Below are 13,588 nucleotides of genomic sequence, written 5' to 3'. Positions count from 1 at the left end.
TCTAGACATTGCCGCATCGCTGGCCTGCGCCAGATACGAACAATGGAGAAGGAGAGGTCATGACCGAAGAGCTGGTATTCTACACGAACCCGATGTCGCGCGGGCGCATTGCCCGCTGGATGCTGGAGGAAACAGGTGTTCCCTACCGCACCGAGATCCTGACCTTCGGCGGTACGATGAAGGGCGAGGACTATCTCTCGGTCAACCCGATGGGCAAGGTCCCGGCGATCCGCCACAACGGCACTGTCGTCACCGAATGCGCCGCGATCTGCGCTTACCTCGCCGATACCTTCCCTGGGAATGAACTGGCGCCGCGCCCGCAAGAGCGCGGCCCCTATTATCGCTGGATGTTCTTTGCCGCAGGCCCGCTGGAATCGGTCGTTACCATCCGCATGCTCGGCGTCGTCACCCCCGCCGACAAGGCCCGCAGCGTCGGATATGGCAGCTTCGGCGATGTCATGGACACGCTTGAGAAGGCCGTGACCGAGACGCCCTATATCGCCGGCGACCGCTTCACGGCCGCCGATGTCTATGTCGGCTCGCATGTCAGCTGGGGCTTGAATTTCGGCTCCATCGAAAAGCGGCCGGCCTTTGCCGATTATCTCGGCCGCGTCACCAGCCGCGAGGCCTACAAACGCGCCGCCGCAATCGACGACGAGGCGTTGAAGGGCATGCCGCAGGCCGCCTCATACTAGCGGCATATAGATATCCGTCAGCAATCCGGTCGGCGGCGTATCGCGGGGATTGTTGAGATAGTCCTCGAACATCAACGCATCGCGCAGCTGCCGGCCGGAAACCGGCAGCCACTCGCCATAAAGCCACTGATAAGCCTTGTGCATATCGGCATAGGGTCCCTTGTGGCGCAGAACCGCATATTCGCCGCCATCGATCCGCCGGCGCTCGAACGGCGGATCGGCTGCGATATCCGCGCCGCCGGCAACGCAGGCGATCGAACGCAGCTCGTCGGCCGGAACGATATCGGGATCATCGAAGTAGACGCCAATCATCCGCATGTCGGGTTTCGCCAGCCCGCGGGCATGCAGCGTTCCGAACAGCGTCTCGAATGCCTTGCCGATCTGCATGTAGGAGCCGCGATGCGGCACGCCGATCAGGTCGATCGGCTGGATGGTCTTCAAGGTCACGTCAAACATGGCTGTTGCCTTTCCTGGCAGCGGAGGTTGGAAGACTGTGTGGCTTCCCTCTTTCCGGTAGCGTGCCGGCGGCATGCCATAGACGGCTTTGAAGATCCGGTTGAAAGACTGGAGATTGGGATAGCCCGATCGTTTCGCAATCTCGCTGATATCAAGATCGGTGCGGACGATATCGCCCGCCGCGCGATGCAGCCGCAGCCGCTTGACGGTGGCCGCCAGCGTCTCGCCATGAACCGCGCGATAGATCCTGTGCCAGTGATAGCTCGACATGCAGGCAATCTCGGCCAGCCGCGCCATATCCAGCTCCTCGTCGAGGTGGTCGTAGATATAGGCCGAAACCCGCTGGAGGCGGTTTTCATAGAGAAACCAAGCCGTTTGCCCGTTCATGTCAAACCTCATGCAAATCGATCGGCTGCAGGAAAGCACAGCCCGATTTGACAAATCCTGCGGACTTGCGCGGCCCGCGAATCTTGATAGACCGGAATTCCGGCTCGAACCCAAGAGGATTTCATAATGCCGGATTTTTCAACACTCATGCTCTTTGCCGCCGCAGCCCTGGTGCTGACGGCGACGCCCGGACCCGACATGCTGCTGATCGCCTCGCGCAGCATCAGCCAGGGCCGCGCCGCAGGCTTTCTCACCTACGGCGGAATTGCCGCCGGCACCTATTGCCACGCACTCGCCGCCGCCTTCGGCCTGTCGCAGCTCTTCGTCACCGTCCCCGCCGCCTATGAGGCCGTCCGCTGGGCCGGCTGCGCCTACCTTCTCTACCTCGCCTACAAGACGATCCGCTCGCAGGCGACCGCCTTCGAGCCCACGTCAACGATCCAAAGGATATCAGGCATCCGCATCTTCATGACGGGCCTGGCGACAAACCTGCTCAATCCGAAGATGGCGCTCTTCGTACTCGCCCTCTTTCCGCAGTTCATCCAGCCGAATGCCGGTTCGATGGCAAGCCAGATGCTCGTACTGGCAAGCATCCTCAACATCATTGGTTTCGCGGTGAATGGTGCGGTGATCCTGCTTGGCAGCCAGATACGCAATCGCCTCAGGGCGATGCGCCGGCTTCCACGGCTGCCGCAATATGCGCTGGCGGCGGTCTTCACCGGGCTCGCCTGCCGGCTTGCTCTGCAGTCGAGGAACTGAGCCGATTGCGGCGCGCTCAGCTCTGGCGCGCCGCCTCCGCCCGCTGCTGGATCAGCGAAAAGATCTCCTCGACGGAACGGTCAAGGCCGCTTGTCGAGAGCGTCAGATAGTCGTTGGATTTTCCAAGCGCGCGATTGTTCAGCCGCACCATGCGCGAAAGCGTCAAAGCGGCGGACGCCTGCGGCGTCACCTGAAGTTCGATGAAACGCTGCTTGTGAAGCTGGAAGACGCGCACCGCCAGTAGATCGCGCCAGGCAATGCGTTCCGGTGCAACTTCCGTTGCCAGCAGGCCCTCGTCGGAAAAATCCAGAACGGGCCGCCGGTCGAAGGCCTTCCATGCGATGGCGATGAAGGCGAGCAGGAAGAAAAGCCCACCGATAATACCGATGAAAACAGGAAAACCGCCCGCGCCTTCCTTTTGATAGCCGGTGAACCCGACAAAAAGCGCGAGCGCTGTCATGAGCAGCGAGAGAAAGGCGAGACCGATCATCTTGGCCGGAGAGCGGTGGACCTTCATCAAGAACCTCCTGCCCTCCGGGCCTTTATCGATCAGCCGGCAAGTGCCGCGGCAACAGCCTCGATCGCCTCATCGGCCTTCGATCCATCCGGACCGCCGGCCTGCGCCATGTCGGGACGGCCGCCGCCGCCCTTGCCGCCGAGCGCGGCAGAGGCGATGCGCACGAGATCGACGGCGCTGAAGCGGCCGACCAGATCTTCGGTAACGGCAACAACGGCGCTCGCCTTGCCGTCTTCGGAGACGCCGATCAGCGTCACGACGCCGGAACCGAGGCTCGCCTTGCCGTCGTCGGCAATGCCCTTCAGATCCTTGGGATCGACCCCGGTAATGGTCTTGCCGAGGAACTTGACGCCTGCGATCTCGCGAGCCGCCTCATCGGCGGAACCGCCCTGGCCGCCGCCCATCGCCAGCTTACGCTTGGCATCGGCCAATTCGCGCTCCAGCTTGCGGCGCTCGTCCATCAGCGCTTCGACGCGCGAAACCACATCGCCGGCCTGCACCTTGAGGGCAGACGCCAGCGTCTTCACGCGGTCGTCCTGCTCAGCGAGATAGATACGAGCCGCTTCACCGGTAACCGCCTCGAGACGGCGCACGCCCGAGCTGACGGCACTGTCGCCGAGAATGCGCACCAGCCCGATATCACCGGTCGCAGACACATGCGTGCCGCCGCAGAGCTCGATTGAATAAGGCTTGCCGGTCTTGGCGCCATGCAGGCCTTGGCCCATGGCCACGACACGCACTTCCTCGCCGTACTTCTCGCCGAACAGCGCCATAGCGCCCTCGGCACGGGCATCGTCGACGCTCATCAGACGCGTCGTGACCGGTGAATTCTGCAGAATGATCTCGTTGGCCATATCCTCGACCACCTTGAGCTCGTCCGCTGACATCGGCTTCGGATGCGACACGTCGAAGCGCAGGCGGTCGGGCGTGACCAGCGAACCCTTCTGGGCTACGTGGGTACCCAACACCTCGCGCAGCGCCTCATGCAACAGATGCGTTGCCGAATGGTTGGCGCGGATCTGCGAGCGACGGGCATGATCGACCGTCAAGGCGACGGCATCGCCGGCCTTGATCGTGCCTTCGACGACCGTGCCGATATGCACGAACAGACCCTCGCCGCGCTTCTGCGTATCGGTGACTTCGATCTTGGCATGATCGGACGAAATGACGCCGGCATCGCCGACCTGGCCGCCGGATTCGCCATAGAACGGCGTCTGGTTGACGACGACCTGAACCTTGTCGCCGCTGGCAGCCTGAGCAACGGCAGCACCGTCCTTGACGATCGCCTGGACGACGCCTTCTGCCGTCTCCGTGGCATAGCCGAGAAACTCGCTTGCGCCATGCTTTTCGCGCAGCTCGAACCAGATGGTCTCCGTCGCCTTATCGCCGGAGCCGGCCCAATGCGAACGCGCCTCGGCCTTCTGGCGCTCCATGGCATCGGTGAAGCCGCTGAGATCGACGCTGATTTCGCGGGCGCGCAACGCATCCTGCGTCAGGTCGAGCGGGAAGCCGTAGGTGTCGTAAAGCTTGAAGGCGGTCTCGCCGTCGAGCATGTCACCCTTGCCGAGCGTCGTTGTCGCATCCGAAAGCAGCGACAGGCCGCGCTTCAGGGTGGTGCGGAACTTGGTTTCCTCAAGCTTCAGAGTCTCGGTGATCAGCGCTTCGGCGCGCACCAGCTCCGGATAGGCCCGGCCCATCTGCTGGATCAGCGCCGGCAGCAGCTTCCACATCAGCGGCTCACGGGCGCCGAGCAATTCAGCATGGCGCATAGCGCGGCGCATGATGCGTCGAAGCACATAGCCGCGACCTTCGGCGGACGGCAATACGCCGTCGGCAATCAGGAAGGCAGAAGAGCGCAGATGGTCGGCGATGACACGGTGGCTGGCGCGCTGCTCACCTTCGGCCTTGACGCCGGTTGCCTCTTCCGAGGCTTCGATCAGCGCCCGGAACAGGTCGATGTCGTAATTGTCGTGCTTGCCCTGCAGCAGCGCCGCAACACGCTCAAGGCCCATGCCTGTGTCGATCGACGGACGCGGCAGGTCGACGCGCTCTTCCTTGGTGATCTGCTCGTACTGCATGAAGACGAGGTTCCAGATCTCGATGAACCGGTCGCCATCTTCTTCCGGCGAGCCAGGAGGGCCGCCCCAGATATGATCGCCGTGGTCGTAGAAAATCTCCGAGCACGGACCGCACGGGCCGGTATCGCCCATCGCCCAGAAATTGTCGCTGGTCGGAATGCGGATGATCCGGTCGTCAGAAAGACCGGCGACCTTCTTCCACAGGCCGAAAGCCTCGTCGTCGGTGTGATAGACGGTCACCAGCAGGCGCTTGGCATCGATGCCGAATTCCTTGGTGATCAGGTTCCAGGCAAGCTCGATCGCCCGCTCCTTGAAATAATCACCGAAGGAGAAGTTGCCGAGCATCTCGAAAAAGGTGTGATGGCGGGCGGTATAGCCGACATTGTCGAGGTCGTTGTGCTTGCCGCCGGCGCGCACGCATTTCTGCGCCGTCGCCGCCGTCGAATAGGGACGCTTTTCAAGACCGGTAAAGACGTTCTTGAATTGCACCATACCGGCATTGGTGAACATCAGCGTCGGGTCGTTGCGCGGCACGAGCGGGCTGGACGGCACGACTTCGTGGCCGTTGGTCTTGAAATAGTCGAGGAAGGTCGACCGGATATCATTCACACCGCTCATGCTATGCCCTTCAATGCTGCCCAAGGCAGGTCAAAACTTTAAATCCAGTGGCTTTTATCGCCCGCATTAACCACTGTCCAGCAGGCAAACGTCAGACAGCTTAGAGCACACAGGCATCCACAAACGAAACCGGCCGCATTCGGGTCTCGAATGCGGCCGGCTGGCACTCAAATTGTCAGGAAAGGATCAGGGCTCGCCGTCACCGTCACTGTCGTTGGCATCGGGTCCGCCGTTCTGCAGAATGCGGTCGGCGATCAGGCCGGCATTCTGGCGCAGCGACGTTTCGATCTCGCGGGCAACATCCGGATTGTCGCGCAGGAAGATTTTGGCGTTTTCACGCCCCTGGCCGAGGCGTTGGCTGTTATAGGAGAACCAGGCGCCCGACTTCTCGACGATGCCGGCCTTGACGCCGAGATCGACGAGCTCGCCGGTCTTGGAAACGCCTTCGCCATACATGATGTCGAATTCGACCTGCTTGAAGGGAGGCGCCATCTTGTTCTTGACGACCTTGACGCGGGTCTGGTTGCCGATCACCTCTTCGCGCTCCTTGACCGCGCCGATACGGCGGATGTCGAGGCGAACCGAGGCGTAGAACTTCAGCGCGTTACCGCCCGTCGTCGTCTCAGGCGAACCGAACATGACGCCGATCTTCATGCGGATCTGGTTGATGAAGATCACCATGCAGTTCGACTTCGAGATCGAGGCCGTCAGCTTGCGCAGCGCCTGACTCATCAGGCGGGCCTGGAGACCCGGCAGGCTGTCGCCCATTTCGCCTTCGATTTCGGCACGCGGCGTCAGCGCTGCGACCGAGTCGACGACGAGAACGTCGACGGCGCCGGAGCGAACCAGCGTGTCGGTGATTTCGAGCGCCTGCTCACCGGTATCGGGCTGCGAGATCAAGAGGTTCTGCAGATCGACGCCGAGCTTGCGTGCATAGACCGGATCCAGCGCGTGTTCGGCGTCGACGAAGGCGCAGATGCCGCCCTTCTTCTGGGCTTCCGCGATCGTCTGCAGCGCCAGCGTCGTCTTACCGGAGCTTTCCGGTCCATAAATTTCGATGATACGACCCTTCGGGAGACCGCCGATGCCGAGCGCGATATCGAGGCTGAGAGAACCCGTCGATACGGTTTCGACCTCGATGACGCTGTCCTTCGCGCCGAGTTTCATGATCGAGCCCTTGCCGAACGACCGCTCGATCTGAGAGAGTGCCGCTTCAAGTGCCTTGCTTTTGTCCACCGATTTGTCCTCTACAAGCCGCAATGTATTCTGTGACATTCGATCCACCTTTAGGTTATTGAAGCCGCTCTAGCAATGTCGCCGCCGATGCCGATTTTGTACGTGATTTGTTCTCATTTCGCAAGAGGCGTTCAAGCAGTTGAAAGAAAAAGGTAAATCAGTACGTGTTCTACTTTTGTTTTATCGATGTGAAGCAAGGGCTTAGAGCGCCCAGGCATCGGCAGCCGGAGAATTTCCCGCAGGCACGATTCGCTAAAACAAGAGCGGCTGGAGCGGTACGGTGAAGCGCAAGATTCTCGTTCTCGGCGGCGCCCATGTCGATCGCCGCGGCCGCATTTCCGGCGACACCGCGCCGGGTTCCAGCAATCCCGGCAGCTGGTTCGAGGAAGCCGGCGGCGGCGGCTTCAATGCCGCTCGCAACCTCGCCCGCCTCGGCTTCGACGTCACGATGATCTCGCCGCGCGGCGGTGACCCCACCGGCGAGATGGTCACCGAGGCGGCCTATGCCGCCGGGATCAACGACCGCCCCTTCGTGTTCCTCGACCGCAAGACGCCGAGCTATACCGCGATCCTCGAGCGCGACGGCAATCTCGTCATTGCACTCGCCGACATGGATCTCTACCGCCTCTTCGTTCCCCGCCGCCTGGCGATCCGCTGGGTGCGCGATGCATTTGCGGCGACGGATATGATCCTCTTCGATGCCAACCTGCCGGAGGACACGATCACCGCGATCGTCGCCCGCGCCAACAGCCTCGGCAAGCCAGTTGCCGCGATCGCCATCTCACCGGCCAAGGTCGTCAAGCTGAAGCCATCGGCCGGAGGTATCGATTATCTGTTCCTCAACGAGGCGGAAGCTGCGGCGCTTGCCGGACAGCGGCCGGAGAATGCCGCCGAATGGGCATCCCTGCTCGGTGACATCGGCCTGAAGGGCGGCATCGTCACCCGCGGTCAGCGCGAGCTGATCGCCTTTGCAAGCGGCGGCGCGATTGCCCTGCAGCCGCCGTCGATCAAAATGGTGGCCGATGTCACCGGTGCGGGAGACTCCCTTGCAGCCGGCGTGCTTTCCGCCATCATGCAGGGATTGCCGCTGGAAGAGGCCGTGCGCCATGGTGCCGCCGCCGCCGCTGTCACCGTGCAGTCACCGCTTGCTGTCAGTGAAAATCTGACGCCGGAACTGCTCCGCGACACGCTGGCACTTGTTCCAGCCGCCAGAATTCTGCATTGAAGCGCGCTTATCGATGAACTGGAAAAGACAATGACGAAACCGATCTCCCCTCAGCTGCCGATTGCCTATTCGAAGGAAGTTGCCGCCGCCAGGCAGCGCGGCGCCCCGCTGGTAGCGCTGGAATCGACCATCATCACCCATGGCATGCCCTACCCCGGCAATATCGAGATGGCCCGCAGCGTCGAGGCGATCATCCGCGAACAGGGCGCTATCCCTGCCACGATCGCGGTCATGCACGGTGTGCTGCATATCGGCCTGGAGCCGGAGGAGCTCGAAAGGCTCGCCAAGGAAAAGGACGTGATGAAGGTGTCGCGTGCCGACCTCGCCTTCTCGATCGCCGAGCGCCGCACCGGTGCGACGACCGTTGCCGCAACGATGATTGCCGCGGCGCGTGCCGGCATCAAGGTCTTCGCAACCGGCGGCATCGGCGGCGTGCATCGCGGCGCTGAGGAAAGCTTCGATATCTCGGCCGACCTGCAGGAACTCGCGCGCACCGGCGTCATCGTCGTCTGCGCCGGCGCCAAGGCGATCCTCGATATTCCGAAGACGTTGGAAGTGCTGGAAACCTCGGGCGTCCCTGTTGTCACCTACGAGAGCGAAGAATTCCCGGCTTTCTGGTCGCGTGCATCGGGCCTGAAGAGCCCGCTGACGCTGAACAGCCCGGCCGCAATCGCCAATTTCCAGGCGACCCGCGAGCAGCTCGGCATCGACGGCGGCATGCTGATCGCCAATCCGGTTCCGGAAGCCGACGAAATCCCGCGCGAGGAGATGGAAATCTATATCGAGCGCGCCCTCGACAGCGCCGAGCGTGACGAGATCACCGGCAAGGCCGTCACGCCCTACCTGCTCAGCACGATCTTCGACCTGACCGATGGCCAGAGCCTGAAGACCAATATCGCGCTGGTGGAAAACAATGCGCGTCTCGCGGCAGAGATCGCCGTGGCGCTGGAAGCCTGATCAGAAAAAAGTCTTGCGGGAGGCGGCAGCGCCTCCCGTTCAGTTCTGGTCGAGCGTTTCCTTGACGACGACGGCCAGCTGCTTCAGCGAGAACGGTTTCGGCAGGAAGCCGAACTTCGAGCCCTCCGGCAAGTTGCGGGCGAAGGCATCCTCGGCATAGCCCGACACGAAGATGAACTTCATATCCGGATATTTCTTGCGCAGCTCGCGCAGCAGGCTCGGTCCATCCATTTCCGGCATGACCACGTCGGAGACGACGATATCGACCTTGCCTTCCAGCTCGTCCAGGATATCGAGCGCTTCGATGCCGGATCCGGCCTCGTGCACGGTATAGCCGCGCGTCTCCAGCATTCGCTTGCCGCCGCGCCGCACCGCTTCTTCGTCCTCGACGAGCAGGATCACGGCACTGCCGGTCAGATCCTCCGGCTGCTCCGGCTGAGCCGCAACCGGCATCGGCACGACATTGCTGGTTTCGCCCGCCTCGACAGCTTCGGCTTCCGCTGCAATCGCCGGCTCGACGATATGGCGCGGCAGGAATACCCGGAACGTCGTTCCCTTGCCGACTTCGGATTCCGGCTGGATATAGCCGCCCGACTGCTTGACGATGCCATAGACCATGGCAAGGCCAAGACCGGTGCCCTTGCCGACTTCCTTGGTGGTGAAGAACGGCTCGAAGATCTTGTCCATGATCTCGGGCGCGATCCCGGTGCCGGTATCGGCAACCTCGACCAGTACCATGTCCTCGGCCGGCATATAGGAATAATTGAAGGCCGCGACTTCCTGGGCCGTCACATTGCGCGTACGCACCGTCAGCTTGCCACCCTCGGGCATGGCATCGCGGGCATTGACGCAGAGATTGATCAGCACCTGCTCGAATTGCGACAGGTCGGTTTTCACCGGCCAGAGATCGCGGCCATATTCGACGTCGAGCTTCACATGCGTACCAGACAGCAGCCGGTCGACCAGCATGCGCAGGTCGCCGACGACATCGGTGAGGTTCAAGACGCTCGGGCGCATCGTCTGCTTGCGTGAGAAAGCGAGCAACTGGCGCACCAGCACGGCAGCGCGGTTGGCGTTGCGCTTGATTTCCATCAAATCCGCAAAGCTCGCATCCGAAGAGCGCGCCTGCAGCAACAGATGGTCGGACGAGAGCAGGATCGCCGTCAGCACGTTGTTGAAGTCGTGGGCGATACCGCCGGCCAGCGTGCCGACAGCATTCATCTTCTGCGTCTGCGCCATCTGCGCCTCGAGCGCCTTCTGCTCGGTCACCTCGACGGCATAGACGATCGCCGCCTCTTCCGGCGCCTCGTCGCTTTGGTCGATGACGGCGTTGACGTAGAAGCGGAAATGGCGCGCCTCGTCGTTGGGTGTGCGGGAATCGATCGGCGGGATATCGCCCTGCCGGTCCTTCGCCGCAGCGAGCGCGGACTGCAGGCGTTCGCGATCGCTTTCCTGGACGATGGTCTCAAGCAGCGCGCCGTTATCGACGTCGTCGCGCGAGACGATGCCGGAGAACAGCTTCAGGAACGGCGCATTGGTGCGCAGAATGCGGCCGGTGCCATCGACCGAGGCGATCGCCATCGGCGTATTGTTGAAGAAGCGGGTGAAGCGCATCGCCGCGGCAGATGCCGATTGCTCGCTTTCCGTTCCCGCTTGGCGGCGCAGCACGATCGTCCGGCTCTCGCCCGGCGCGCCATCGCGCATAGACGTGACGCTATGAACGATCTGCACCGGCAGGCTCTGGCCGTTGGATTTCTTAAGGTCGAGATCGAGCGTATCGGTCTTCTTCAGGCCCGGCTCGGCCTGCACCGACTGGATCAGCGCCAGGCCCTCGCCCGCCACCAGATCGCCGATCGTCATCGAACCCGGAATGAACTTGGTGAGGTCGAGGCCCAGCCACTCGGCAAGCGTCGCATTGAGATAGAAGATCTCGCCCTTGCGGCCCGCCGAGAAGAAGCCGGCAGGCGCATGATCGAGATAATCGATGGCGTTCTGCAATTCCTTGAAGAAGCGCTCCTGGTCGTCGCGCTCGGAGGTAATGTCGCTGATCTGCCAGATATGCAGCGGCTTGCTGCCGCTTTCCTCGGTCTTCAGCGTGCGGGCCTTCAGCCGGTACCAATGGGCGCCGGAGCCATTCGGCGACGGTCCGAGTGCGCGCAGCAGGCGGAACTCTTCCTGGCCCTCGCGTCCTTCGCGCAAACCGTTGGAAAGACGGTACAGCGCCTCGTTGGATTCGCGATGGCGCGACAGCAGCGCCTCCAGCGTCTGCACCCCGGTCGCCTTGCGGGCGCCCGTCAGCTTTCCATAGGCGCCATTGGCATAGATGATCCGGCCCTTGTCGTCGGTGATCAGCGAACCGTCGGGGTGGCTGTTGAGGAACGAGCGGGCGAGACTGTCGGACTGGCGCTGCGGCATGACTTCGATGAAGCCGATGACCGAGGAGACCAGGAAGAAGATGCCGACCATGGCGAGAACGCCGAGAACACCGAGCACCATCTCGTTATCGAGCGAATTCTTGAACACCACAAAGGCGGCCGCGGCGGCAATCAGCACCAGCGCCAGCAGGATGATGCGAATGGCCGTACCTGAACGTCCTCCGCGATCCACGATCGGGGCATTGTAGTCGTCGGCCTGACGCGGTGTCGTCATCTAGTCCTCGCATGCGCCGATCCGGCATTTCGCTTTGTATCCGGAAGACAAAGCAGGAATCAGGCGTTCGTTCCTTCTTAGCAATTTGCAGGCCTTGCAAAAACAGTGCCGCGCCGCAAGAGCGCTTGAATTCACAAGGAACAGCGCCAGTTTCGCATGCCATCGGGCCTTTGTTGCAATCTTCTCGCAGGGGCGTGACTGGACAAGCACGCGCCCTATTGCCTAAGGAGCTGAAAAGCCTTCATGATGCGGCCTGCGTAAAGAGGAGTAAGAGATCATGTTAGACAGCGTAATGACCGACTATGGCAGCCGTTTCCTCTATGCTGCCGGCGGCGTTGGCCTTGCTCTCCTCGTGCTGGTCGGCGTCCTCTGGCTGATGCGCACCCGCGCACCGTCGCCTTTCGTGCGCGGCGGCAAGAACCGCCAGCCGCGTCTGCAGGTGCTGGACGCCGCCGCCGTCGATGCCCGCCGTCGCCTGGTGCTGGTGCGCCGCGACAATGTCGAGCACCTGATCATGATCGGCGGCCCGAGCGACGTCGTCATCGAAAGCCGGATCCTGCCGGAAAGCGCCGAAGAGCCGAAGCCTGTTGCCGCGCCGCGCCCTGCTGCCCCGGCAGCACCGGCCGCTCCCATTGCCGAGTTCCGGCCGCAGCCGGTTGCCGAGCGCCCGCAGCTGCGCGCCGTTCCCGACCCCAGGCCTGAGCCGCGTCCGGAACCGAAAATCGAGCCGAAAGCGGAACAGAAGCCCGAGCCGGTAGCAATCTTCGAAGAGGAAGAGGCTGAACCCGAGCCTTACGTTCCGGCACCCGCACCGGTGATCGAGCCGCGCCGCCCGCAGCCGATCGCACCGGTTGCCGTCGCTCCTGTAGCAGCGCCTGCTCCCGCAGCCGAGCCCGCCCCGGCCCCGGCAATTATCGTGCCGCCGGTCATTCCGGCCCCTGAAACCCGCGTCCAGCCGCCGATTTCGATCCGCCCGGCCGAACGCGCCGAGATCACGCACGCCCCGGAAACCGCGAGCAATGCCGCCGATATTCTCGACGCCGCCCGCGCCCGTGTGCTGCCGCAGCAGGTCCGCATCGAGCCGCAGGTTTCGACACCGGCCGCCCAGAGCCTGCCGACCGTTTCCGAGGGGACGCCCGTCGTGACCGCCGATGCCGGCGCGCCGCCGCAGCAGCCGAAGGGTGATTTCCAGCGGATCCTCGAAGAGGAAATGAACACCAACTTCACCGCCGAACGCGTCGTTCAGCCGGTGCCGACGATCCTGCCGGCGCAGAGTATGCCGGTCCGTCCCGTTATCCCGCCGCAGCCGGCCAACCTGCCGCGCCGCGACCCGGAGATGGCGCCGGTCACGGGCGCCGATGCCGAACTGCAGAAGGAAGTGGCCCGTATCTTCGGCGAAATGAGCGTCAATCGCGACAAATAGCTCTGAAACATGGGCCCGAAACGAAAAAGGCACCGCCGGCAAGCGGTGCCTTTATTTTTTGCTCTGCCGTGAGGCGCTTATTCGTCGCGGTAGACTTTTTCGCGGCGCTCGTGGCGCTCCTGTGCCTCGATCGACAGCGTGGCGATCGGGCGGGCGTCGAGACGCTTGAGGCCGATCGGCTCGCCGGTTTCTTCGCAGTAACCGTAGGTGCCGTCATCGATACGCTGCAGCGCGGCGTCGATCTTGGAGATCAGTTTTCTCTGACGGTCGCGGGCGCGAAGTTCGATGGCCCGGTCTGTTTCGGAAGATGCCCGGTCCGCGAGGTCGGGATGGTTGGCGCTTTCTTCAGCGAGATGATCTAGGGTCTCGCGCGCTTCTCTAAGGATGTCGTTTTTCCATGCGACCAGCTTTGCCCGGAAATATGCTCGCTGGTTTACGTTCATGAACTCCTCGTCTTCCGAGGGAACGTAATTGCTAAGATCGATCTTCTCACTCAACGCGATTCTCCTGAAGAACATCTCATGTGGCGGGGTGTATATCCCATGCGCTAATATCGATTCAAGCCAAATACGACATGTAAACAGATTT

11 protein-coding genes are annotated in these 13,588 nt (G+C 62.5%); 5 read left to right on the top strand and 6 right to left on the bottom strand.

Translation table 11 applies throughout. The annotated features are described in order from the left end of the window. Positions 1 to 59: 59 nt before the first annotated feature. Positions 60 to 695, top strand: coding sequence for a glutathione S-transferase family protein (locus tag F2982_RS18950; protein ID WP_203428768.1), 636 nt, complete (start codon positions 60 to 62; stop codon positions 693 to 695). Here the strand turns inward: F2982_RS18950 and F2982_RS18945 are convergent. After that, entirely contained in the window at positions 687 to 1,538 is an 852-nt protein-coding gene (locus F2982_RS18945) for an AraC family transcriptional regulator (protein WP_203428767.1), read from the bottom strand. The two genes, F2982_RS18950 and F2982_RS18945, sit on opposite strands and share 9 nt — an antisense overlap. Before the next feature lie 126 nt (positions 1,539 to 1,664). Here F2982_RS18945 and F2982_RS18940 point away from each other — a divergent pair, with 126 nt between their 5' ends. Further along, on the top strand, positions 1,665 to 2,297 hold the full coding sequence (locus F2982_RS18940; RefSeq protein WP_203428766.1) for a LysE family translocator: 633 nt from the start codon (positions 1,665 to 1,667) through the stop codon (positions 2,295 to 2,297). Between the two features lie 16 nt (positions 2,298 to 2,313). On the opposite strand, the gene F2982_RS18935 is transcribed toward F2982_RS18940, so the two are convergent. The 3 genes from F2982_RS18935 to recA all read right to left on the bottom strand — a co-directional run bounded on the left by F2982_RS18935 (position 2,314) and on the right by recA (position 6,785). Then, on the bottom strand, positions 2,314 to 2,814 hold the full coding sequence (locus F2982_RS18935) for an STM3941 family protein (protein WP_203428765.1): 501 nt from the start codon (positions 2,812 to 2,814) through the stop codon (positions 2,314 to 2,316). Between the two features lie 32 nt (positions 2,815 to 2,846). Further along, on the bottom strand, positions 2,847 to 5,510 hold the full coding sequence (gene alaS, locus F2982_RS18930; protein ID WP_203428764.1) for an alanine--tRNA ligase: 2,664 nt from the start codon (positions 5,508 to 5,510) through the stop codon (positions 2,847 to 2,849). A 186-nt stretch (positions 5,511 to 5,696) separates the two neighbouring features. Then, positions 5,697 to 6,785, bottom strand: a complete 1,089-nt coding sequence (gene recA / locus F2982_RS18925) for a recombinase RecA (protein WP_112716521.1) — start codon at positions 6,783 to 6,785, stop codon at positions 5,697 to 5,699. Between the two features lie 241 nt (positions 6,786 to 7,026). Between recA and F2982_RS18920 the strand changes: the two genes are divergently transcribed. Continuing rightward, on the top strand, positions 7,027 to 7,971 hold the full coding sequence (locus F2982_RS18920; RefSeq protein ID WP_203428763.1) for a carbohydrate kinase family protein: 945 nt from the start codon (positions 7,027 to 7,029) through the stop codon (positions 7,969 to 7,971). 30 nt (positions 7,972 to 8,001) lie between these two features. Further along, positions 8,002 to 8,928, top strand: a complete 927-nt coding sequence (locus F2982_RS18915; protein WP_112716525.1) for a pseudouridine-5'-phosphate glycosidase — start codon at positions 8,002 to 8,004, stop codon at positions 8,926 to 8,928. Between the two features lie 39 nt (positions 8,929 to 8,967). On the opposite strand, the gene F2982_RS18910 is transcribed toward F2982_RS18915, so the two are convergent. Beyond that, on the bottom strand, positions 8,968 to 11,577 hold the full coding sequence (locus F2982_RS18910; protein ID WP_203428762.1) for a PAS domain-containing sensor histidine kinase: 2,610 nt from the start codon (positions 11,575 to 11,577) through the stop codon (positions 8,968 to 8,970). A 277-nt stretch (positions 11,578 to 11,854) separates the two neighbouring features. Between F2982_RS18910 and F2982_RS18905 the strand changes: the two genes are divergently transcribed. Next, positions 11,855 to 13,000 (top strand): flagellar biosynthetic protein FliO, encoded by a 1,146-nt coding sequence (locus F2982_RS18905; RefSeq protein WP_203428761.1) that lies wholly within the window; start codon positions 11,855 to 11,857, stop codon positions 12,998 to 13,000. Between the two features lie 77 nt (positions 13,001 to 13,077). Here the strand turns inward: F2982_RS18905 and dksA are convergent, their stop codons facing one another. Further along, positions 13,078 to 13,497, bottom strand: coding sequence for an RNA polymerase-binding protein DksA (dksA, locus tag F2982_RS18900; protein ID WP_112716531.1), 420 nt, complete (start codon positions 13,495 to 13,497; stop codon positions 13,078 to 13,080). Between the last annotated feature and the right edge of the window lie 91 nt (positions 13,498 to 13,588).

The organism is Rhizobium sp. BG4 (genome assembly GCF_016864575.1).
Classification (GTDB): Bacteria; Pseudomonadota; Alphaproteobacteria; order Rhizobiales; family Rhizobiaceae; genus Rhizobium.
The sequence above is the reverse complement of the archived record's forward strand: the minus strand, read 5'-3'. Positions and strand labels throughout refer to the sequence as shown.